The organism is Microbacterium sp. LMI12-1-1.1 (assembly GCF_040676455.1).
GTDB lineage: Bacteria > Actinomycetota > Actinomycetes > Actinomycetales > Microbacteriaceae > Microbacterium.
Window position 1 is genome coordinate 722,632 of sequence record NZ_JBEGIA010000015.1, and the last position, 21,306, is coordinate 743,937.

The window sequence follows — 21,306 nt, forward strand, 5'->3', positions numbered from 1 at the left end:
CTTACTTCACCTCTCCCTCGGCGAGGTCGGCAACCGGGGCTTCGGGCGCGTCCTTCGCCGGACCGACGCCGACCGGGATGCCCGCCTCGGGGTGGTTCAGGTCGAATGCGGGCCGCTCGCTGCGGATGCGCGGGATGGACGTGAAGTTGTGACGCGGCGGCGGGCACGAGGTCGCCCACTCGAGCGATGCGCCGTAGCCCCACGGATCGTTGACGGTGACCCGGGGCGCCTTGCGCGAGGTGATCCACACGTTGAAGAGGAACGGGATCATCGAGGCGCCGAGGATGACAGCGCCGATCGTCGACACCTGGTTCTGCCAGGTCCAGCCGTCCGCTTCCGAGTAGTCCGCGTAGCGGCGCACCATGCCGTCGACGCCCAGCCAGTGCTGGATGAGGAACGTCATGTGGAAGCCGATGAACAGCATCCAGAAGTGCACGTAGCCGAGGCGCTCGTTGAGCATCCGCCCCGTCCACTTGGGCCACCAGAAGTAGAAGCCGGCGAACATCGCGAACACGACCGTGCCGAAGACCACGTAGTGGAAGTGCGCCACGACGAAGTACGAGTCCGACAGGGCGAAGTCCAGCGGCGGCGAGGCGAGGATGACGCCCGTGAGACCACCGAAGACGAACGAGACGAGGAAGCCGAGTGCGAAGACCATCGGGGTCTCGAACGTCACGGAGCCTCGCCAGAGCGTGCCGATCCAGTTGAAGATCTTCACGCCGGTGGGCACCGCGATGAGCATCGTCATGAGGGCGAAGAACGGCAGCAGCACCGCGCCGGTCACGTACATGTGGTGAGCCCACACGGCGACCGAGAGCGCCGCGATCGCGATCGTCGCGTAGACGAGCGTCTTGTAGCCGAAGATCGGCTTGCGGCTGAAGACCGGGAAGATCTCCGACACGATGCCGAAGAACGGCAGCGCGATGATGTACACCTCGGGGTGACCGAAGAACCAGAACAGATGCTGCCACAGCAGCACGCCGCCGTTGGCCGGGTCGTAGATGTGAGCACCGAGCACGCGGTCGGCCGCGGCGGCGAGGATGGCGGCGGCCAGCACCGGGAACGCCATCAGGACCAGGATGCTGGTGATCAGCGTGTTCCACGAGAAGATCGGCATGCGCCACATGGTCATGCCCGGCGCGCGCATCGTGATGATGGTCGTGATGAAGTTGACCGCGCCGAGGATCGTGCCGAAGCCGCTCATGCCGAGGCCGAGCATCCAGAGGTTTCCACCCGCGCCCGGAGAGAAGCTGGCGTTGGCGAGCGGCTGATACGCGAACCATCCGAACGACGCCGCGCCCTGCGGGGTGAGGAATCCGGCGACGGCGATCGTCGATCCGAACAGGAACAGCCAGAAGGCGAACGCGTTGAGACGCGGGAACGCGACATCCGGCGCACCGATCTGCAGCGGCAGGATCGCGTTCGCGAAGCCCGCGAACAGCGGCGTCGCGAACATCAGCAGCATGATCGTGCCGTGCATCGTGAAGAGCTGGTTGTACTGCTCCTTCGTCGGGATGATCTGCATGCCGGGCTCGAAGAGCTCCGCACGGATGATCAGCGCCATCACTCCGCCGAGGAGGAAGAAGATGACGGACGAGATGAGGTACAGGTAGCCGATCGTCTTGTGGTCGGTGGAGGTGATCCACTTGACGATGATGTTGCCCTTCTGCTCGACGCGCGAAGCGCTGAGCAGGGCGGCCTGACGCGGCGGCAGGGTGGTCGGGCGACCCTGCGTCGTCTCCTGGAGCGGAAGCGTCGTCGCCATGATCAGTGGTCTCCCTCTTCGTCTGACGCCTCGCCCGTGGCGCCCGTCCCGGGCGCGTTCTGCAGGCGGTCATAGGCGTCGTTGATGTCACCGGTCTGGCCGGCTTCGCGCAGCGAGTCGAGGTAGTCCTCGTACTCCTCCGGGCTCACGACATCCACGTTGAACAGCATCATCGAGTGGTACTCGCCGCACAGTTCGGCGCACTTGCCGTTGTACGTGCCCTCGCGGGTCGGCGTGAAGGACCAGTAGTTGTCCTTGCCGATGTACATGTCCTTCTTGTACAGGAAGTCGATGATCCAGAAGGAGTGGATGACATCGCGCGACTGCAGCTTGATCTTGACCGTCTCGCCGACAGGCAGCACCAGGGTCGGGAGCTCGCTGATGACGTCGCCGCGCTCGTCCGTCTGGGCCTGGACGCCCATGGTCCACACGGTGTCGTCGTCGGTCTCGCCGTCGTACTGGAAGTCCCACGACCACTGCTTGCCGATCGCCGTGATCGACACGTCGGGGTCGTCGTACTGCGTCTCGAGGACCGTCTGGTCGCGTGCCGTGAAGGCGAAGAAGCCGATGACGAGGATGAGCGGCACGATCGTGTAGAAGATCTCGATCGGCATGTTGTAGCGCAGCTGGACGGGAAGCCCCATCTGGCCCTTGCGACGCCGGTAGGCGATCGCCGCCCAGCCCATGAGGCCCCACGTGACGACGCCGACGGCGAGCAGGACGATCCACGAGTTGACCCAGAGGCCCGCGACCATGTCGGTGTGATTCGTGGCCGGCTGGCCGTCTTCGGTGAACCCGGGGAGGAAGCCGTGCAGCTCGGTCGGGGTGCATCCGGCGAGGACTGCTGCCGTTGCGATCCCGAGCGGGAGAACGGCCCAGCGGATACGGCGTTTCGAAGGCACGGTGCACCTTTCCGATCACGAACAGGACTCCCGCCAGTCTAGGGCAAGCGTCCAGGGGATTCAGGCCATCCGCCCAGGTTGGATCGTGTCCCAGGGATCAAAAAAGGCGGGCCCGGGCGCCATTCGAAGCGCGCCGGACCCGCCGGAAAAGTGTCGGATCCGAGACCGATCAGTGGAAGCTGTCGCCGCAGGCGCACGAGCCCGCCGCGTTGGGGTTGTCGATGGTGAACCCCTGCTCCGAGATGGTGTCCTTGAAGTCGATCGTGGCGCCGTCGAGGTACGGAACGCTCATGTCGTCGATGATCACCTCGACGCCGCTGAAATCGACGGTCTTGTCGCCGTCGAGGTAGCGCTCGTCGAAGTACAGCTGGTAGATCAGGCCGCTGCAGCCGCCGGGCTGCACGGCGACGCGCAGGCGCAGGTCGTCGCGGCCTTCCTGCTCGAGCAGGTTCCTGACCTTGCCGGCGGCGGCGTCGGTCAGCAGCACGCCATGCTCACGGGCGGTCAGCTCGGTCGTCAGTGCGGTGTCGGTCATGGCACTCCTCCGGAAGGGCCGCCCGGATCGTTCATCATCCACTGCGGGCGGCGGGATGCGTCGATTCTACGCGTGCCCGCCGGGAGGAGGCTCCGAGATCGGCGTGTCCACGCCGATCTCGGAGACGGCCTACGCCTGCGCGGTACGCGCGTCGAGCTTCTCGAGCAGCAGCGCCTCGGCCAGGACGGCGTTGCGGAAGGTCTCCAGGTGCAGCGACTCGTTCGGGCTGTGCGCCTTCGCGTGGGGGTCCTCGACACCCGTCACGAGGATCTGCGCGCCCGGGAACTCCCGCACCAGGTCGGCGATGAAGGGGATGGACCCGCCGACGCCGATGTCCACGGACTCGACGCCGTATCCCTCGTGCAGCGCCTCGCGCGCCGCCTCGACGGCCCAGCCCGAGGTGTCCACGAGGAACGCGTCGCCGAAGTCCTGGTCGCTGAACTCCAGCTGGGCGCCGAACGGCGCGTGCGCGCGCAGGTGCGCCTCGATGGCGGCGTACGCGTCGCGTGCGGCCTGACCGGGGGCGATGCGGGCGCTGATGACGACCGAGATCTCGGGGCTCAGCGTGTTCGACGCGTTGACCACGGTGGGCGCGTCGATGCCGGTCACCGTGATCGACGGCTTGTTCCAGATGCGGCTGAGGATCGTGCCCCGGCCGACCGGCGAGACGCCCGCCGGAAGCCCGGCCTCGTCGCGCAGCGTCTCCTCGCTGTACGGCGGGGTGTCGGCATCCCGTTCCGTCAGGCCCGCCACGGCGACCGCTCCGTCGTCGTCCCAGAGCGTGGCGAGCAGCTTGACGGTCGCCATCATGGCGTCGGGCACGGCTCCCCCGAACATGCCGGAGTGCGACGCGTGCTCGAGCGTGCGCACCCGCAGCGTGAAGCGGGAGTTGCCGCGCAGCGACACCGTCAGCGCGGGCGTCTTCGCGTCCCAGTTGCCCGAGTCCGCGACGACGATCACGTCGGCGCGGAGGGCGTCCGCGTTGTCGGAGAGGAAGTGCGCGAACGAGCGCGATCCCGCCTCCTCCTCACCCTCGAAGAACAGGGCGACACCGAGGTCGAAGTCCTCGCCGAGGGCCTCCTTGAGCGCGCGGAGCGCGGCGAGGTGCGCCATGATGCCGGCTTTGTCGTCGGCGGCGCCACGGCCGTACAGCCGGCCGCCGCGGATAGTCGGCTCGAAGGGCGACGACTCCCACAACGACTCGTCGCCGACGGGCTGCACATCGTGGTGCGCGTACAGCAGGATCGTCGGCCGGCCGTTGCGGGCGGCGCGCGTGGCCACGACGGCAGGGCTGCCCTGCTCCCCCGTGGCCGGGATGACAGCCGAACGGATCTCGACGGTCTCGAACAGTCCGGTGTCGCGCACCAGCCCGGCGACCGCCTCGGCGCTGCGCTGCACCTCTGCGGGGTCGAACCCGGGGAATGCGACGGACGGAATGCGCACCAGCGTCCCGAGATCGGCGAGTGCGGAAGGGATGCCGGATGCCGCGGCGTCGCGCACAGCATCCTGTCGGGAGAGGTCAGAGCTCATGCGGGTAATCTTAAGTGCACCCCTACTCCGCACATCGAGGATCATCCGTGGCCAAGACACCTGCAGCACCTTCGTCCAACGACGCACCGTCGGAGGGCACCGCGCTGAACGGCGTCCCCCTCGGCGGTCCCTCGCCCAAGGGACGCCCCACTCCTTCCCGCGCCGAGCAGGAGGCCGCGCGCAAGCGCCCCCTCGTCGCCGACACGAAGGAGGCGAAGGCCCGCGCGAAGGCCGACCTCGCCACGCAGCGCGAGAAGGCCCGCATCGGCATGGCCAACGGCGACCAGCGCTACCTCCCCGCGCGCGACCAGGGCCCCCAGCGCAAGTTCGTGCGTGACTGGGTCGACGCCGGCTGGCACCTGGGCGAGGCGGTCATGCCCGCGATGGTGCTCGTGATCCTCGCGACGTTCCTTCCCATTCCGGCGCTGCAGTACTACGCGTTCGTGGGCCTCTGGATCTTCATCTTCTTCGTGATCGGAGACATGGTGATCACGTCGATCACTGTCAAGCGCGCGGTGAAGAAGAAGTTCGGCGAGGGCAAGGCGGAGAAGGGTCTCGGCTGGTACGCCGCCATGCGGACCGTGCAGATGCGGTTCCTGCGCCTGCCGAAGCCGCAGGTCAAGCGCGGCCAGAAGCCCGCCTGATCACAGGAAGTCCTGGGCCGGACTGCCTCAGCGGCGCGCGGCCAAACCGCGGTTGATCTGCCGGGCCCACAGCGGCCCGCGGTAGAGGAAGGCCGCCCGCCTGATCACAGGACGTCCTGGGCCGGACTGCCTCAGCGGCGCGCGGCCAAACCGCGGTTGATCTGCCGTGCCCACAGCGGCCCGCGGTAGAGGAAGGCCGTGTAGCCCTGCACCAGCGTGGCGCCGGCATCCAACCGCTCCTGCACGTCGGCGGCGGTCTCGACCCCGCCGACGGAGATCACCGCGAAGTCGGCCGGCACCGTCTCGCGCAGGAGGCGCAGCACCTCGAGCGCGCGCGTCTTCAGCGGCGCCCCCGACAGGCCGCCGTCGCCGGCCGCGGCGATCGTGGGCGGGTCGGTGACGAGGCCCTCGCGAGAGATCGTCGTGTTGGTCGCGATGATGCCCGCGAGCCCCGCATCGACGGCGAGCTGCGCGATCGCGACGACCTCGTCGTCAGAGAGATCGGGCGCGATCTTCACCAGCAGCGGCGTCACGCCTGCTGCCGCGTGCACGGCGTCCAGCAGCGGGCGCAGCGTCTCGACCGCCTGCAGGCCGCGCAGACCGGGCGTGTTCGGCGACGAGACGTTGACGACGAGGTAATCGGCCAGCGGCGCCAGCAGGGTCGCACTTCGGACGTAGTCCGCCGTCGCATCGGCGACGTCGACCACCCGGCTCTTGCCGATGTTGACGCCGAGCACCGTACGACGTGAGCGCTTGCGCAGGCGCCGCAGACGTGCCGCCGCCGCCTGGGCGCCGTGGTTGTTGAACCCCATGCGGTTCACGACGGCGCGATCGGGGATGAGCCGGAAGAGCCTCGGGCGCGGGTTCCCGTCCTGCGGGATCGCCGTCACCGTCCCGACCTCGACGTGACCGAATCCCAGCGCGTGCAGGCCCGCGGCGCCGGTGACATCCTTGTCGAATCCCGCGGCGACGCCGAACGGCGAGTCGAACGTGAGCCCCAGCGCCGTGGTCGCGAGCTCGGGCGCCGGCCGGGTGATCGCGCGTGCGACCCACGAGAAGGGCGGCACACCCAGGACGCGGATCACGACCATCGCGGCGTGGTGGGCGGACTCGGGATCCATGCGCGACAGCACGGTGCGGAAGAGGAGGGGATACATCCCTCCTAGGCTATCCGGTCACTCCCCCGCGGCCGCCGCGCTGTCCTCGTGTGCGGGCGCGCGCCCGTGGTCGACGCGCAGCTGCTCGATCGCCGCCTCGAAGTCCTCGAGCGAGTCGAAGGCCTGGTAGACGCTCGCGAACCGCAGGTACGCGACCTCGTCCAGATCGCGCAGCGGCCCGAGGATCGCCAGCCCGATCTCGTTGGCGTCGAGCTGCGAGGCGCCGGTCTGGCGGATGCTCTCCTCCACCGTCTGCGCGAGCACCGCGAGATCGGCATCCGTCACGGGTCTCCCCTGACAGGCCTTGCGCACGCCCGACATGACCTTCTCGCGGCTGAACGGCTCGATCACGCCGGAGCGCTTGATCACGTTGAGGCTGGCGGTCTCGATCGTCGTGAAGCGGCCGCCGCACTGGGGGCACTGACGCCGGCGACGGATGCTGAGACCGTCGTCGCTGGTGCGCGAGTCGATGACGCGCGAATCGGCGTGGCGGCAGAACGGGCAGTGCATGGCAGAGACAGCCTACGCCGGGAATCCGGCCTCAGTCCTCGAACCGAGCCGTGATCGCCTCGCCGTGCGCGGGAAGCGCCTCGGCTTCGGCCAGCGTCACGATGGCGTCGCGGACGACCGCGAGGGCATCGCGGTCGTACTCGATGACCTGCTGCGGACGCAGGAACGTCGCGGCCGACAGACCCGCCGAGTACCGCGCCTGCCCGCCGGTCGGGAGCACGTGGTTGCTTCCGGCGAGGTAGTCGCCGAGGCTCACCGGCGAGTCGGCGCCGACGAACACCGCGCCCGCGTGCACGAAGTCCTCCGGGCGCGGGTCGGCGAGGTGCAGCTCCAGGTGCTCGGGCGCGTAGGCGTTGCTGAACGCCGTCGCGGCGGCGAGGTCGTCCACGAGGACGATCGCCGACTGCGGGCCGGCAAGGGCAGCCGCGACGCGCTCGGCGTGCCGGGTCGCGGCGGCGCGCGGGGCGATCGCCTCCCGCACGTCGTCGGCGAGCTGCTCCGAAGTCGTCACGAGCACAGCCGAGGCCTGCTCGTCGTGCTCGGCCTGGCTGATGAGGTCGACGGCGACCAGGCGCGCGTCGGCGCTGTCGTCGGCGACGACGAGGATCTCGGTGGCGCCGGCCTCGGCATCCGTCCCGACCAGGCCGGCGACGGCCCGCTTGGCCGCCGCCACGAAGTTGTTGCCCGGGCCCGTGACGACGTCCACCGGCTCGAGGCCCAGGGAGGCGACGCCGTGAGCGAGCGCGCCGATCGCCCCCGCCCCGCCCATCGCATACACCTCCGTGACGCCGAGGAGCCGGGCGGCTCCGAGGATCACCGGGTGCGCACGGCCGCCGAACTCCCGCTGGGGCGGCGAGGCGAGCGCGATCTCGCGCACCCCGGCGACCTGCGCGGGCACCACGTTCATCACGACGCTGGAGGGGTAGACGGCCTTGCCCCCGGGAACGTAGAGACCGACGCGGCGCACCGGCTGCCAGCGCTGGGTGACGCGGGCGCCGGGTCCGAGCTCGGTCACCGTCGGCGCGGGCACCTGTGCGGCAGAGGCTTCGCGCACGCGTGCGATCGCCTCCTCCAGCGCAGAGCGCACCGCAGGGTCGAGCGCCGCGAGGGCCTCGTCGAGGTGGGCAGCCGGCACACGGATGTCGTGCCCCGTCGCTCCGTCGAACTTCTCCGCCTGCTCGCGCAGTGCGTCCTCGCCGCGGGCGGCGACGTCGTCCACGATGCGGGCGGCCGTCGCCAGGGCCTCTTCCCGTGCCGCAGCGGCACGGGGAACGGTCGCGAGCAGTTCGGCGGGCGAGAGCGTGCGCCCGCGCAGGTCGATCGTCCGGAGCATCCGTCTACGGTACCGCGCCGATAGGAGGGGCTTCGCCGGATCGCCCGGCGACGCCGGGCGAAAGCCCGGCGTCGCGTATCGGGATCAGCCGCGCGTGACGCCGGAGACGTCGTGCAGGTAGCCGATGCGACCGTCCTCGTGGCGCACCACGAAGACCTTGCCGCGGTCCTCGATCACGAGCGCCCACGCGGTCGGACCGATGCGGAACACCGGGATGCCGATCTCGTCGACGATGTCGCGCTCCTCGGGGACGAGCGCCCAGAACGCCTGGTGCTGCGGCGCGGTGGCGGCAGCGGGCTCGACCGTCGACGACGGGTTGTCGACGGGTTCGAACGACTCACGTGCGTGGGCAGGCTCGGTCGCGGCGGGCTCGGTCGCCGCAGTCTCCGCGGAGACCGACTCGTCCGCTGCGCCGGCGTCCTGCTCGTCGAGCGGGATCACCGTGGTCGCGGCGTCGTCCGTCGTCGCGCGGGGGGTCTCGTCGAGGTCGTACCCGCGCGACGCCTCCGCGTCGCCGGCCGACGCGTAGGGCGCTGCAGGCGCCTCGGGGGCAGCCTCGGCGGCGTACGCGGCCTCCGCGGCGTAGGCGGAGTCGTCGGCGTACGCGGAGTCGTCGGCGTCGGCTGCGGGCTCCGGGCGGACGTACGCGGGGCGGGGCGCCACTGGCAGCACCGGACGCGCGTTGCGGTGCGCCGGGACCTCGGGGCGCCCTCGGAAGTCCTGCGCGAACGGCGCGATGAACGGCGCCAGGACGGTCAGAACCACGCCGGCGAGCATGAGGAAGAACTCGACCCAGACGACCCAGGTCGCGACGAAGACGCGTCCGCTCGCGAGCTGGATGAAGGAGTTCCAGATGATCGTCAGCCACAGCACGGTGGCCACCGAGAACGCGACCGACGCGAACTGGTCGATGCCGAGCGAGCCGACGCGGCGGATGCCCTGCGGCGAGAGCCGGCGCAGCACGATGAGGAATACCGCCACAGTGGGCACTCCGACGGTCAGCACCCAGTCGATGCCGCTGCTCCAGACCGACGGACCTTCACCCAGATCGCCGTAGATCGGGAAGAACGACACCACGAAAGCGACGAGCCACGTGCCGGCGAGGGCGACCTCGCGGATCGAGAAGGGCCCTACTCCGTACTGCGGCGGCTCTTCGGTCGCGACCGCCTCGTCGATGTTCCCGTCCTGCTTCTCGTCCGTCACGATCGTCCCTTCCGGCGGGCCTGAAGCCCGCGTCGACCCGATATTACCCACGGCGTATGAGACGCCGATGAGACCACGCGCGGGGTCCGCCGCATCCGTTGCCGCCCGCGTGTCACGCATCATCCCAGGCATTGCGGCCCGAGCAGACCCTTCAGTTCGCCATAGAGGTCGGGGGTGATCCGCACCGTATGCGGCACCTCGAAGACCTTCGCCACCGTGCCGCTGTGGAGCTTCAAAGAGACCTCGGTGTCGCCCGCGTGGCGGTTCAGCGTCTGCAGCAGCTCGCCGATGAGGGCCTCGCTCGCTCGGCGCTCCGGCATCATCAGCACCAGCGAGCTGGAGTCGTCCGTCGTGCCCAGATCGGGCGTGAACGCCGACTGCGCGTGCAGGTTCATCCCGTCGTCGCGTCGAGACACGCGTCCTCGCACGACGAGGATCGAGTCGGCCTGCAGCATGTGCTGGAACTCGGTGTAGGTCTTGCCCATGAACATGACCGTGATCTCGCCGTCGAAGTCCTCGACCGTGATCATGCCGTAGGGATTGCCGCTCTGCTTGGCGACGCGGTGCTGCACGCTCGTCACGAGGCCGGCGATCGTCACCTGGTCGCCGTCGCCGACGTCCTCCGAGGCGAGCAGGTCGTGGATGCTGGTCGACGCGTGCTTGGCGAGCGGGATCTCGAGGCCGGCGAGCGGGTGATCCGACACGTAGAGGCCGAGCATCTCGCGTTCGAAGGCGAGCTTGTCCTTCTTGGTCCACTCCGGCCGTACCGGGACCTTCGGCGGCACGACCTCCTCGACCGCGTCGTAGAGACTGTCGAAGTCGAACCCGATGGCTCCCTGAGCCTCGTTGCGCTTGCGATCGACCGCTGCCTCGGTGGCGTCCTCGTGGACCTCCAGGAGCGCTCGACGGGTGTCGCCCATCGAGTCGAACGCGCCGGCCTTGATCAGGGACTCGATGGTCCGCTTGTTCGCCACGTGCATCGGGACCTGGACCAGGAAGTCGTGGAACGACGTGAACTTCGCGTCCTTGCGTGCCGCCACGATCCCGTCGACGACGTTGGCGCCCACGTTGCGGACGGCACCCAGCCCGAACCGGATGTCTTCGCCGACGGCGGCGAAGTACCGGATCGACTCCCCCACGTCGGGCGGCAGCACCTTGATGCCCATGCGGCGGCACTCGTTGAGGTAGACCGCCATCTTGTCCTTCGAGTCCCCGACGCTGGTGAGCAGTGCCGCCATGTACTCGGCCGGATAGTGGGCCTTCAGGTATGCGGTCCAGTACGAGACGAGGCCGTACGCCGCCGAGTGCGCCTTGTTGAACGCGTAGTCGGAGAACGGCAGAAGGATGTCCCACAGCGCCTTGATGGCGTCATCGCCGAACCCGCGCTCCTTCATGCCGCCCGAGAAGCCCTCGTACTGCTTGTCGAGCTCGGACTTCTTCTTCTTGCCCATCGCGCGTCGGAGGATGTCGGCCTGTCCGAGCGAGAACCCGGCGACCTTCTGCGCGATCGCCATGACCTGCTCCTGATAGATGATCAGGCCGTAGCTGATGTCGAGGATGTCCCGGAGCGGCTCTTCGAGCTCGGGGTGGATCGGCGTGACCTCCTGCTGCCCGTTCTTGCGCAGCGCGTAGTTGATGTGCGAGTTCGCGCCCATCGGCCCCGGGCGGTACAGCGCGATGACGGCCGAGACGTCCTCGAAGTTGTCGGGCTTCATCAGGCGCAGGAGCGACCGCATCGGGCCGCCGTCGAGCTGGAAAACGCCGAGGGTGTCGCCGCGCGTGAGCAGGTCGTAGGCGGGGCGGTCGTCGAGTTCGAGGTGCTCGAGGTCGAGCTCCTCGCCCCGGTTCATGCGGATGTTGTCGAGGGCGTCCGAGATGATCGTGAGGTTGCGCAGCCCCAGGAAGTCCATCTTGATGAGACCGAGCGTCTCGCACGACGGATAGTCGAACTGCGTGACGATCTGGCCGTCCTGCTCGCGGCGCATGATCGGGATGATGTCGAGCAGCGGCTCGCTCGACATGATGACGCCCGCGGCGTGCACGCCCCACTGACGCTTGAGGCCCTCCAGCCCCAGCGCGCGATCGAACACCGTCTTCGCGTCGGGGTCGGTGTCGATGAGCGCGCGGAACTCGCTGGCCTCTTTGAACCGGGGATGCTGCGAGTCGAACATTCCGCTCAGGGGCATGTCCTTGCCCATGACGGCCGGCGGCATGGCCTTGGTGAGCCGCTCGCCCATGCTGAACGGGAAGCCGAGCACGCGCCCCGCGTCTTTCAGCGCCTGCTTCGATTTGATCGTGCCGTAGGTGACGATCTGCGCGACGCGCTCGGAACCGTACTTCTCCGTGACGTAGTCGATGACCTCGCCGCGGCGGCGGTCGTCGAAGTCGACGTCGAAGTCGGGCATCGAGACGCGGTCGGGGTTGAGGAATCGCTCGAAGATGAGGCCGTGCTCGAGCGGATCGAGGTCGGTGATGCGCATCGCGTAGGCCACCATGGAGCCGGCGCCCGAGCCGCGGCCGGGGCCGACGCGGATGCCGTTGTTCTTGGCCCAGTTGATGAAGTCGGCGACGACGAGGAAGTAGCCGGGGAACCCCATCTGGAGGATGATCCCGGTCTCGTACTCTGCCTGCTTTCGCACCCGGTCGGGGATGCCGCCGGGGTAGCGGTAGTGCAGGCCCGCCTCGACCTCTTTGACGAGCCAGCTGTCCTCGGTCTCGCCGTCGGGGACCGGGAAGCGCGGCATGTAGTTCGCGCTCGTGTTGAACTCCACCTCGCACCGCTCGGCGATGAGCAGGGTGTTGTCGCAGGCCTCGGGGTGGTCGCGGAAGATCTGCCGCATCTCCTGCGCGGTCTTGATGTAGTAGCCGTCCCCGTCGAACTTGAACCGGTTCGGGTCGTCGAGCGTGGAACCGGACTGCACGCAGAGGAGCGCCGCGTGCGCGTCGGCCTCGTGCTGGTGCGTGTAGTGGGAGTCGTTGGTCGCAACGAGCGGGATGTTCAGGTCCTTGGACAGACGGATCAGGTCGGTCATGACGCGGCGCTCGATCGAGAGCCCGTGGTCCATGATCTCGGCGAAGTAGTTCTCCTTGCCGAAGATGTCCTGGAACTCCGCGGCCGCCGCGCGGGCGGCGTCGTACTGACCCAGGCGGAGGCGCGTCTGCACTTCCCCGGACGGGCACCCCGTCGTCGCGATGAGCCCCTTGCCATAGGTCTCGAGCAGCTCGCGGTCCATGCGGGGCTTGAAGTAGTAGCCCTCCATGCTCGAGAGCGAGCTCAGCCGGAAGAGGTTGTGCATCCCCTCCGTGGTCTGGCTCCACATCGTCATGTGCGTGTAGGCGCCGGAGCCCGAGACGTCATCGCTCTTCTGCTCGGGCGAGCCCCACGCGACGCGGGATTTGTCGCTGCGATGCGTGCCGGGGGTGACGTACGCCTCGAGCCCGATGATCGGATTGACGCCCGCGGCTTTGGCCGCGTTGTAGAACTCGAACGCCGCGAAGGTGTTGCCGTGGTCGGTGACCGCGATCGCCGGCATGCCGTACTCGGCCGCGGCCTGCGTCATGGCGCCGATCTTGGCGGCACCGTCCAGCATCGAGTACTCGCTGTGCACGTGCAGATGAACGAAGGAGTCGGATGCCACGGATCGAGTCTAGGTTCGGCCGCCGACACCGGCCGCGGGCGATCGCGTGAGTCGCGGACTCCCGCGGCGAGGTCGATTCACCCTCGAGTCGAAGGTGAAGGTCTGCCGAACTGCGCCTGCTCACCCTCACGTGGAGAGTGAAGGTCGAAGCGCTTTCAGAAGTCCTCGTCGAGCGCGTACTGCTGCTGCCAGGAGTGAGGCCGATCGATGCCGAGGCCGTACAGGAAGCGGATCAGCTGACCGTGATGCTGGGTCTCGTGCTCGAGCAGCGCGAGGGCGTAGGTGAGAGCAGCCTCGTCCTCGGCGTCGAGGCCCGCGATCCACTCGTCGACATCGGACGCCGTCTGGACGAAGGCGGAGCGCAGGGCCGCGGCATCCGTCGTCTGCTCCACCGAGACGGGACTCGTGAACCCCTGCCACTCCCCCGCCTGGGCCGCGCGAGGATAGCTCTCGCGCGCGCCGAGCACGCACCACAGCTGATGGCCGACGGTGTCGGACGGCACGGCGAGCCGTGATCCGAGCTGCTCGGCGGTGAGCGCGTCCACGAGGTCGACGTACAGGGTGTTGGACCGCGTGAAGCGGCGTCGCAGAAGGTCGTTCACGCGTCCACGCTAGAGCTCGAGCCGCATGAGCACACGGGGGAATCCGGAGAGAACCGACGTCGTGTCGGCCGCCTTGACGAAGCCCGCCTGCTCGAAAAGGCGCTGCGTGCCGACGTAGGCCATCGTGAGATCCACCCTGGCATCGCCGTTGTCGACCGGGTACCCCTCGATCGCGGGGGCTCCGCTCGTGCGCGCGAAGTCCACCGCACCGTCGACCAGAGCGTGCATCACCCCCTGCTTGCGATGACCCGGCCGAACGCGGAAACACCACAGCGACCACGCATCGAGGTCGTCGACATGGGGGATCTTGCGGAAGGTGGCGAAATGCGTCCGGGTGCGAGGCGCCACCGCCGCCCAGCCGACGGGCTCGTCGCCGTCGTACGCCAGCACCCCGATCGGTCCCTCCTCGTCCATGAGCCGGCGCACACGCTCGGCCCGCTCGGGTCCGCGCAGGGCGGTCGCCTCCTTCGCGGGGATGCGATAGCTCAGGCAGAAGCACACGTTGGACGCCGGATTCTTCGGCCCCACCAGAGCGGCGACGTCTTCGAACACCGTGGCCGGCCGCACCTCGATCGTCATGCGACCACTGTGCCCCCGGCATCCGACATCGTCCACCGTTCCCGCTGCCTCCGCGCGCGTCGCTCTAGGGTGATGTCATGCCGACGCCCGACTTCGTCCTCGACCTGCGCCGATTCGTCGGCACCCGGCCGCTGCCGCTCGTCGGCGTGACTGCCGTCGTCCTGCGCGGCGACCACGTGCTGCTCGGCCGCCGCAGCGACAACGGCGCCCTCACGCCGGTCACCGGCATCGTCGATCCGGGAGAGGAGCCGGCTGACGCGGCGGTGCGCGAGACGCTCGAGGAGGCGGGTGTGACCTGCCGCGCCGAGCGCCTCGCATGGGTGCATCAGATCCCGCGGGTCACGTACGAGAACGGCGACCAGAGCGACTACCTCGACCTGACCTTCCGGTGCGCCTTCGTGTCGGGAGACCCCTACCCGGCGGACGGGGAGATGAGCGAGGTCGGCTGGTACGACCTCGCTGCGCTGCCCGCCCTGCAGCTCTCGGACGATATGCGCGGACGCATCCAGGCCGCCCTGCGCGACGAGGGCGTCGCCCGTTTCGAGGGCGGTCGCTGATCGATGTGAGCCCTCGTAGCCCCGTGACGACGGGCGGCGTCGGGCTCAGTCGCCGCGCAGGATCGCGAGCGCGTGGGCGAGATCGGCCGGGTACGCCGACGTGAAGGTGACCCACTCCCCCGTGCTCGGGTGGGCGAACGAGAGCTCATGCGCGTGCAGCCACTGGCGCGTGAGACCGAGCCGGGCCGACAGCGTCGGATCGGCGCCGTACAGGGGATCCCCGACACACGGATGCCGGTGCGCGGCCATGTGCACGCGGATCTGGTGCGTGCGGCCGGTCTCGAGGTGGATCTCGAGCAGCGAGGCGCCCGGGAAGGCCTCGAGCGTCTCGTAGTGCGTGACGGAGTCCTTGCCGTCGGGCGTCACGGCGAACTTCCACGAGTGCGACGGATGCCGCCCGATGGGCGCGTCGATCGTGCCGGCGAGGGGGTCGGGGTGGCCCTGCACGACCGCGTGGTAGATCTTCTCGACCTCGCGCTCCTTGAACGCGCGCTTGAGCGCGACGTACGCGCTCTCGGTCTTGGCGACCACCATGAGGCCGCTCGTGCCGACGTCGAGGCGGTGGACCACGCCCTGGCGCTCCGCTGCGCCGGTCGTCGCGATGCGGTAGCCGCCGGCGGCGAGGGCGCCGAGCACGGTCGGCCCCTCCCATCCGAGCGACGGGTGGGCGGCGACCCCGGTGGGCTTGTCGACCACCACGATGTCGTCGTCGTCGTAGACGATGCCGAGGTCGGGCACCTCGACGGGGATGACGCGCGGCTCCTCCTTGGGCGCCCACGACACGTCCAGCCACGCGCCGCCGCGCAGCTTGTCGGACTTCGCGAGCGTCCGCCCGTCCATCGACACGCCGCCGGCATCGGCCACGTCGGCCGCGAAAGTGCGCGAGAACCCGAGCATCTTCGCGAGCGCCGCGTCGACGCGCGTGCCGTCGAGCCCGTCGGGAACGGGAAGGCTCCGCGACTCCACGTCAGATCTCGGCGTCGCGCCCAGGGCGGCGGTGCTCGGGCTCGGCCTCGTACTCCTCCGCCTCGCGCTCGGCCTCCGCCTCGACCTCGAGCTGCTCGCTCTCGCTCAGCGGCGGGAGCCCGCGCTCGTCGGCGGGGACGCCGGCATCGGCATCCGCCACCGGGAACTCGCTCCCGAAGCCTGCCACCGCGCCGCCCGGCGCGAACTGATCGCCCTCGGCACCCAGCAGGGTCTCGGTTTCCTCTTCGTCATTGCGGCCGCGGTCGCGCGATCCGTCCATGTGCACCCCCACGAGTACCAGCAGTGCGATCGCGATCATGTCGCACACGATGAAGATGTCGGCGATGTTGTAGATCGCCGGCGACATGCCGGGGAAGAACCACATCCACGGCGTGTTGATGAAGTCGACGACATGTCCGACCGCGAACCCGGGGTCGCGGAAGAGCCGGTCGGTCAGATTGCCCAGGACGCCGCCGAGAAGGAGTCCGAGCGCGACGGCCCACAGCCGGGAACGCACCCGTGTCGCGGCGAGCCAGGCGATGACGCCGGCCACGACGGCCAGCGCGATGGTGAAGATCCACGTGACCTCAGCGCCGAGCGAGAACGCGGCACCGGGATTGCGTGTCAGGTAGAAGCTCAGGAAGTCGCCGAGGACCTCGACGGGCTCCTGGTACGGCAGGTTCTCGAGAGCGAGATACTTCGCCAACTGGTCGGCGGCCAGCACCAGCACCGCGAGACTCGCGATGATGATGCCGGCCGCCGCCTGACGAAGGGGAGGTCGACGCGTCAAGGCCTAGAGGCCCAGCGCCGAGACCGGCTGTGCGCCGGACGTCGTCGCCGAGGTCTCGAGGTCGCGCAGTTTGCCCTCGATGTAGCTGCGCAGCTGAGCGCGGTAGTCGCGCTCGAAGTTGCGCAGCTCGGTGATGCGGCCCTCGAGCGTGGTGCGCTCGCGGTCGAGCTTCGCGAGCTCCTCGCGGCCGCGGGTCTCGGCCTCGGACACGATGGAGGCCGCCTGCGACTTGGCGTCGGAGATGAGCTGGTCGCGCTGCGCGATGCCCTCGGCGACGTGCTCATCGTGCAGGCGCTGGGCCAGCTCGATGATGCCTGCGCTCGCGGCGGGGGCGGCACCGGTGACCGGGGCGGCCTCGGCGACCGGCGCGGGAGCGGGCTCGGCGGCACGTGCGGGAGCGGCACCCGACTCGTACGCCGCCAGCTTGGCCTTCAGCTCCTCGTTCTCGGTGAGAGCCTTGCGCCACTCCACGACGATCTCGTCGAGGAAATCGTCCACCTCGTCGGGGTCGAAGCCCTCCTTGAAGCGGACGTGCTGGAACTGCTTGGTGACGACGTCATCGGGGGACAATGCCATGGTGATTCCTCTTTCGAGCGTCTGGTCGCTGGCCGATGTCGGGGCGGCCGCCGGCTGGCGGCCGTTCGTATCAGCAAAGCATAGTCATCGGTTCTGAGAGTGTCGAAGGCGACGCCCGGGTCGCGGCGCGTCGCCGGTTCAGCCGGCGAGCGTGCGCGTGATGCTGAGCAGGATGAAGCATCCCAGCATCGTCAGCGCGAACCCGAAGTCGATCGCGATGGCGCCCACCCGCAGCGGCGGGATGAAGCGCCGGAACAGCTTGATGGGCGGATCGGTGACGGTGTAGATGAGCTCCGCAACGACGAGCCCGGCGCCGCGCGGACGCCATTCGCGGTTGAAGAACGGGATCCAGTCGAGGATCAGCCGCGAGAGCAACACGAAGACATAGAGCAGCAGCGCGAGGTTGAGGATCGCTGCGATGAGTTGAACGACGGCCACGTAGCCAGACTACGGCTGAGTGAAGGGGACCGACTCCGGATCGGCCTGCGCGACGGCTCCATCGCCCGATACGGCGACGTTCTCGGGCGAGAGCAGGAAGACCTTGCTCGTGACGCGCTCGATGCGTCCGTACAGGCCCAGCGACAGGCCGCTGGCGAAGTCGATCAGGCGGCGCGCGTCGGCATCGCTCATCTGCGAGAGGTTGATGATGACGGGGATGCCGTCACGGAAGTTCTCGGCGATGACCTGGGCGTCGCGGTACTGCTTGGGGTGCACCGTGAGGATCTCGTTGATCGTCGCCGGCGCCGGCTGACGGACGACCGCGGGCCGGTGGATGGGGGTCACGGGTGCGGCCGGCTTATCGACGACTTGCTCCGACTTGCGAGCACGTGGCTGGGGCGCCGGCTCTTCGTAGACCTCTTCCTCGTCGGCGAGTCCGAGGTACACCATGGTCTTCTTGAGCGGGTTCGACATCTGATCCTCCGTAGTGCTCATCTGTTCCGAGGTTAACCGGGTTCTGGTCTGGGGCCCGTGATTGCCGAACCGATCCGAAGGTGTGTCGCGCCGGCCGCGATCGCTTCGGGGAAGTCCGCGGTCATGCCGGCCGAGATCCAGTCGGCGTCGGGCACGACGGCGCGCACGACGCCCGCGAGGGCGTTCAGGCGCGCGAACGCCGGCGCCGGCGGCTCGTCGAGCGGCGCGACCGCCATCACGCCGCGCACCCGCAGCGAGGGCAGCGCTGCCGCGTGTGCGGCGAGGGCCTCGAGCTCCGCAGGCGCCACGCCGCCGCGACCGGGGTCGGCGGTGAGGTTGACCTGCAGCAGCACGTCGAGCGCCGGTTCACCGGGCTCGGCCGCCGCATCCAGCGCGTCGGCGAGGCGGGCGCGATCGAGCGAGTGGACGACGGATGCCGCGGCCCGGATCGCGCGCGCCTTGTTGGTCTGCGCCTGCCCGATGAAATGCCACCGCAGGCCCGCGAGCTCGCCGGTCTCCACGACCTTCCGGCTGAACTCCTGCTGCCGGTTCTCCCCCACATCGCGCACGCCGAGCTCGTAGAGCTCCTGCACGAGCGATGCGGGGTGGAACTTCGTCACGACGATGCGGGTGAGCTCCGAAGGATCGCGGCCCGCCGCGCGTGCGGCATCCGCGATCCGCTCATCGATCGCCGCGAGGCGTGAACGTAGATCTCCCACGGTTTCCGGTCTTGTCGAAGGGCGGTCCGCGAGCGTGCCGATGGGCTTACTTGAGGAAGTCGGGGATGTCGAGGTCGTCGTCGCCGAAGGCCGTGTCGTACGAGGACTCGGTGACGGCGCCGACCGACACGGGCACGACCGACTGCTCGACGACGTCGCGGTCCTTCGCCGCCTCGTCGGCGGGCGTCGCCGGCACGGCGGGCGTCGAGACGATGCGCGAGGCCGTGATCGGCTCGATGCGCGTCTGAGGCTCGCCGCCGTCGAAGCCTGCCGCGATGACCGTGACGCGCACCTCGTCGCCGAGGGTGTCGTCGATCACCGTTCCGAAGATGATGTTGGCCTCGGGGTGCGCGGCCTCCTTGACGAGCTGGGCCGCGTCGTTGATCTCGAAGATGCCGAGGTTCGACCCGCCCTGGATCGACAGCAGCACGCCGTGCGCACCCTCGATCGACGCTTCGAGCAGCGGCGACTCGACGGCGAGCTCGGCGGCCTTGATGGCGCGATCGGCCCCCCTCGCCGAGCCGATGCCCATGAGGGCGGACCCGGCCCCTTGCATGACCGACTTGACGTCGGCGAAGTCGAGGTTGATGAGACCCGGCGTCGTGATGAGGTCGGTGATGCCCTGCACACCGGCGAGGAGCACCTGGTCGGCGGTCGCGAACGCCTCGATCATCGAGATGCCGCGGTCGCTGATCTCGAGGAGGCGGTCGTTCGGCACCACGATCAGGGTGTCGACTTCTTCCTTGAGCTTCGCGACGCCGGTCTCGGCCTGCTGCTGACGACGGCGGCCTTCGAACGAGAACGGCTTGGTCACGACACCGATGGTGAGGGCGCCGATCGACTTGGCGATCTTCGCGACCACCGGGGCACCACCCGTGCCGGTGCCGCCGCCCTCGCCGGCCGTGACGAAGACCATGTCGGCGCCGCGCAGCGCCTCCTCGATCTCTTCGGCATGGTCTTCGGCGGCGCGCCGACCCACCTCGGGGTCGGCACCTGCGCCGAGCCCTCGGGTCAGTTCGCGCCCCACGTCGAGCTTGACGTCGGCGTCGCTCATCAGCAGCGCCTGGGCGTCGGTATTGATGGCGATGAACTCGACGCCCCGCAGCCCGAGCTCGATCATGCGGTTGACCGCGTTGACGCCGCCGCCGCCGACGCCGACGACCTTGATCACGGCGAGGTAGTTCTGGTTCTGGCTCATGCCGGCCTCCGTAGCCCTGGACCTTCTAAACCTTCAACCTCTAGTAGAGGTATAAAGAATTGCCCGGTATGCAATTCCTTGACTCGAAAGTAAGCGGATGCCGCGCCAGCGTGCGGACCGAGACGGCGTGTCGCGGCATCCGGTGCCGGAAGCCGTGGCGGAAGGCTTGCGGTCAGCGGATGACGATCGCGTCGGGCGAGGACACGTCGTAGCTGAGGACGTCCGCGGGCGGACGCGCCGCCATGGCGGTCGCCAGCACCATCGCCTTCCTGGCGGACTGGTCCGCACTCCCCCACACCACCTGCGCGTTCGACCCGCCGAGCGTGAGTGTGACATCGTCGGGCGTCGAGGCGGCCACCTCGGTCACCTGGGCCCGGATGTCTTCGGGGAGGGACCGCATCACCTGGCCGGCGGCCGCGAAGGCGTCCGAGTCGACGCCGCCGGTGATCGTGAGCAGCGGCGTCCCCGGGCTGGGCGTCCCCGTGGTCGACAGCGCCACGCCCGCCGCGTCGACGAGCGTGTAGCCCGCGCGGGTCTCGATGAGGCCGATCGGCGTGCGCTCGACGATGCGCACCACCAGCTCGTGCGGCGGCCGGGCCTCGAGCGCGTAGGTCTCGATGAGCGGGAAGGCGACGAGCTCCGCCTTGACCGCACTCTCGTCGATCAGGGGCAGCGGGGTGCCGAGCTGTCCCGCCAGCGCATCCGAGACGGCATCCGCCGAGACCTGCTGCGCACCCACCACCGAGATCTTCTCGACGCCGAAGAGCGGGCTGTACGCGGCGCCGAGCGTGCCCAGCGCGAGCAGGAGGATGGATGCCGCAGCTCCGAGCCAGATCGCCCGCCGCCGTCGCTGCCGCACGGTGAAGCGGCGGATCTCGGCGCGCAGCGCCTTGCGCCGGGCCCGCGACGCCTTCCAGACCTCGCGGAAACCGACATCGCCGGCATCCGTCCCGGCGCTTGCGGTCTCCGCAGCGGAGGCGGGCGCGGGAGGATCCGTGGGAAGCGCGAGCGGGATGACCGGGGCCGTGGTGTCGTCGTTCTCCGTCAGCGGCGCTTCGACGGACTCGGCGGGTTCCGTGACGACCGACGTCGCCGTGCCTCGCCGCGGCGCGCGCTGCGACGGCGCGGCAGCATCCGCCGCGCCGCGCGAGGCGACCGGCGACTGCGGCAACGGCGACGGACGGCGCATG

Annotated in this window: 21 protein-coding genes; 2 read left to right on the forward strand and 19 right to left on the reverse strand. The window is 69.3% G+C overall.

Features of this window, described 5'->3' with window-relative positions:
* Nucleotide 1: 1 nt before the first annotated feature.
* The 4 genes from ctaD to MRBLMI12_RS17475 all read right to left on the reverse strand — a co-directional run bounded on the left by ctaD (nt 2) and on the right by MRBLMI12_RS17475 (nt 4,732).
* A complete protein-coding gene (gene ctaD, locus MRBLMI12_RS17460; RefSeq protein WP_363357529.1) occupies nt 2-1,765 on the reverse strand; it encodes a cytochrome c oxidase subunit I in 1,764 nt (587 codons plus the stop codon).
* Between the two features lie 2 nt (nt 1,766-1,767).
* Nucleotides 1,768-2,667: a cytochrome c oxidase subunit II gene (gene coxB / locus MRBLMI12_RS17465; protein ID WP_363357530.1), complete on the reverse strand. Its 900-nt coding sequence runs from the start codon at nt 2,665-2,667 to the stop codon at nt 1,768-1,770.
* Nucleotides 2,668-2,836: 169 nt separating this feature from the next.
* Entirely contained in the window at nt 2,837-3,202 is a 366-nt protein-coding gene (locus tag MRBLMI12_RS17470; RefSeq protein ID WP_349427724.1) for a HesB/IscA family protein, read from the reverse strand.
* 129 nt (nt 3,203-3,331) lie between these two features.
* Nucleotides 3,332-4,732, reverse strand: coding sequence for a dipeptidase (locus MRBLMI12_RS17475; RefSeq protein WP_363357531.1), 1,401 nt, complete (start codon nt 4,730-4,732; stop codon nt 3,332-3,334).
* A 47-nt stretch (nt 4,733-4,779) separates the two neighbouring features.
* Here MRBLMI12_RS17475 and MRBLMI12_RS17480 point away from each other — a divergent pair, with 47 nt between their 5' ends.
* The gene (locus MRBLMI12_RS17480) at nt 4,780-5,376 is read left to right on the forward strand and encodes a DUF3043 domain-containing protein (protein ID WP_363357532.1); all 597 of its coding nucleotides are present in this window, start codon (nt 4,780-4,782) and stop codon (nt 5,374-5,376) included.
* A 131-nt stretch (nt 5,377-5,507) separates the two neighbouring features.
* On the opposite strand, the gene MRBLMI12_RS17485 is transcribed toward MRBLMI12_RS17480, so the two are convergent.
* The 7 genes from MRBLMI12_RS17485 to MRBLMI12_RS17515 form a co-directional block, all read right to left on the reverse strand.
* Nucleotides 5,508-6,533, reverse strand: a complete 1,026-nt coding sequence (locus MRBLMI12_RS17485; protein ID WP_363357533.1) for a quinone-dependent dihydroorotate dehydrogenase — start codon at nt 6,531-6,533, stop codon at nt 5,508-5,510.
* Between the two features lie 18 nt (nt 6,534-6,551).
* Nucleotides 6,552-7,043, reverse strand: a complete 492-nt coding sequence (gene nrdR, locus MRBLMI12_RS17490; RefSeq protein ID WP_349427728.1) for a transcriptional regulator NrdR — start codon at nt 7,041-7,043, stop codon at nt 6,552-6,554.
* A 31-nt stretch (nt 7,044-7,074) separates the two neighbouring features.
* Nucleotides 7,075-8,376, reverse strand: coding sequence for a histidinol dehydrogenase (gene hisD, locus MRBLMI12_RS17495; protein WP_363357534.1), 1,302 nt, complete (start codon nt 8,374-8,376; stop codon nt 7,075-7,077).
* Between the two features lie 84 nt (nt 8,377-8,460).
* Nucleotides 8,461-9,579, reverse strand: coding sequence for a hypothetical protein (locus MRBLMI12_RS17500; protein ID WP_363357535.1), 1,119 nt, complete (start codon nt 9,577-9,579; stop codon nt 8,461-8,463).
* A 119-nt stretch (nt 9,580-9,698) separates the two neighbouring features.
* The gene (gene dnaE / locus MRBLMI12_RS17505) at nt 9,699-13,169 is read right to left on the reverse strand and encodes a DNA polymerase III subunit alpha (protein WP_404908918.1); all 3,471 of its coding nucleotides are present in this window, start codon (nt 13,167-13,169) and stop codon (nt 9,699-9,701) included.
* A 203-nt stretch (nt 13,170-13,372) separates the two neighbouring features.
* Nucleotides 13,373-13,819 carry a DinB family protein gene (locus MRBLMI12_RS17510; RefSeq protein WP_363357537.1) on the reverse strand — a complete coding sequence of 149 codons (447 nt, stop codon included), beginning with the start codon at nt 13,817-13,819 and terminating at the stop codon, nt 13,373-13,375.
* 9 nt (nt 13,820-13,828) lie between these two features.
* Nucleotides 13,829-14,398, reverse strand: coding sequence for a GNAT family N-acetyltransferase (locus tag MRBLMI12_RS17515; protein ID WP_363357538.1), 570 nt, complete (start codon nt 14,396-14,398; stop codon nt 13,829-13,831).
* Nucleotides 14,399-14,475: 77 nt separating this feature from the next.
* Between MRBLMI12_RS17515 and MRBLMI12_RS17520 the strand changes: the two genes are divergently transcribed.
* Nucleotides 14,476-14,955, forward strand: coding sequence for an NUDIX hydrolase (locus MRBLMI12_RS17520; RefSeq protein WP_349427733.1), 480 nt, complete (start codon nt 14,476-14,478; stop codon nt 14,953-14,955).
* 45 nt (nt 14,956-15,000) lie between these two features.
* On the opposite strand, the gene MRBLMI12_RS17525 is transcribed toward MRBLMI12_RS17520, so the two are convergent.
* From MRBLMI12_RS17525 to MRBLMI12_RS17560, 8 genes are all read right to left on the reverse strand, one after another.
* A complete protein-coding gene (locus tag MRBLMI12_RS17525; RefSeq protein WP_363357539.1) occupies nt 15,001-15,921 on the reverse strand; it encodes an RluA family pseudouridine synthase in 921 nt (306 codons plus the stop codon).
* 1 nt (nt 15,922) lies between these two features.
* Nucleotides 15,923-16,711: a signal peptidase II gene (gene lspA / locus MRBLMI12_RS17530; protein ID WP_363357540.1), complete on the reverse strand. Its 789-nt coding sequence runs from the start codon at nt 16,709-16,711 to the stop codon at nt 15,923-15,925.
* A 3-nt stretch (nt 16,712-16,714) separates the two neighbouring features.
* A complete protein-coding gene (locus tag MRBLMI12_RS17535) occupies nt 16,715-17,287 on the reverse strand; it encodes a DivIVA domain-containing protein (protein ID WP_349427735.1) in 573 nt (190 codons plus the stop codon).
* A 138-nt stretch (nt 17,288-17,425) separates the two neighbouring features.
* The gene (locus MRBLMI12_RS17540) at nt 17,426-17,725 is read right to left on the reverse strand and encodes a YggT family protein (RefSeq protein ID WP_308867539.1); all 300 of its coding nucleotides are present in this window, start codon (nt 17,723-17,725) and stop codon (nt 17,426-17,428) included.
* Nucleotides 17,726-17,734: 9 nt separating this feature from the next.
* Nucleotides 17,735-18,199 (reverse strand): cell division protein SepF, encoded by a 465-nt coding sequence (locus MRBLMI12_RS17545; protein WP_308867697.1) that lies wholly within the window; start codon nt 18,197-18,199, stop codon nt 17,735-17,737.
* A 32-nt stretch (nt 18,200-18,231) separates the two neighbouring features.
* Nucleotides 18,232-18,918 (reverse strand): YggS family pyridoxal phosphate-dependent enzyme, encoded by a 687-nt coding sequence (locus MRBLMI12_RS17550; protein ID WP_363357541.1) that lies wholly within the window; start codon nt 18,916-18,918, stop codon nt 18,232-18,234.
* A gap of 46 nt (nt 18,919-18,964) precedes the next feature.
* Nucleotides 18,965-20,116 carry a cell division protein FtsZ gene (gene ftsZ / locus MRBLMI12_RS17555; RefSeq protein ID WP_363357542.1) on the reverse strand — a complete coding sequence of 384 codons (1,152 nt, stop codon included), beginning with the start codon at nt 20,114-20,116 and terminating at the stop codon, nt 18,965-18,967.
* Between the two features lie 172 nt (nt 20,117-20,288).
* A complete protein-coding gene (locus MRBLMI12_RS17560; protein WP_363357543.1) occupies nt 20,289-21,305 on the reverse strand; it encodes an FtsQ-type POTRA domain-containing protein in 1,017 nt (338 codons plus the stop codon).
* Between the last annotated feature and the right edge of the window lies 1 nt (nt 21,306).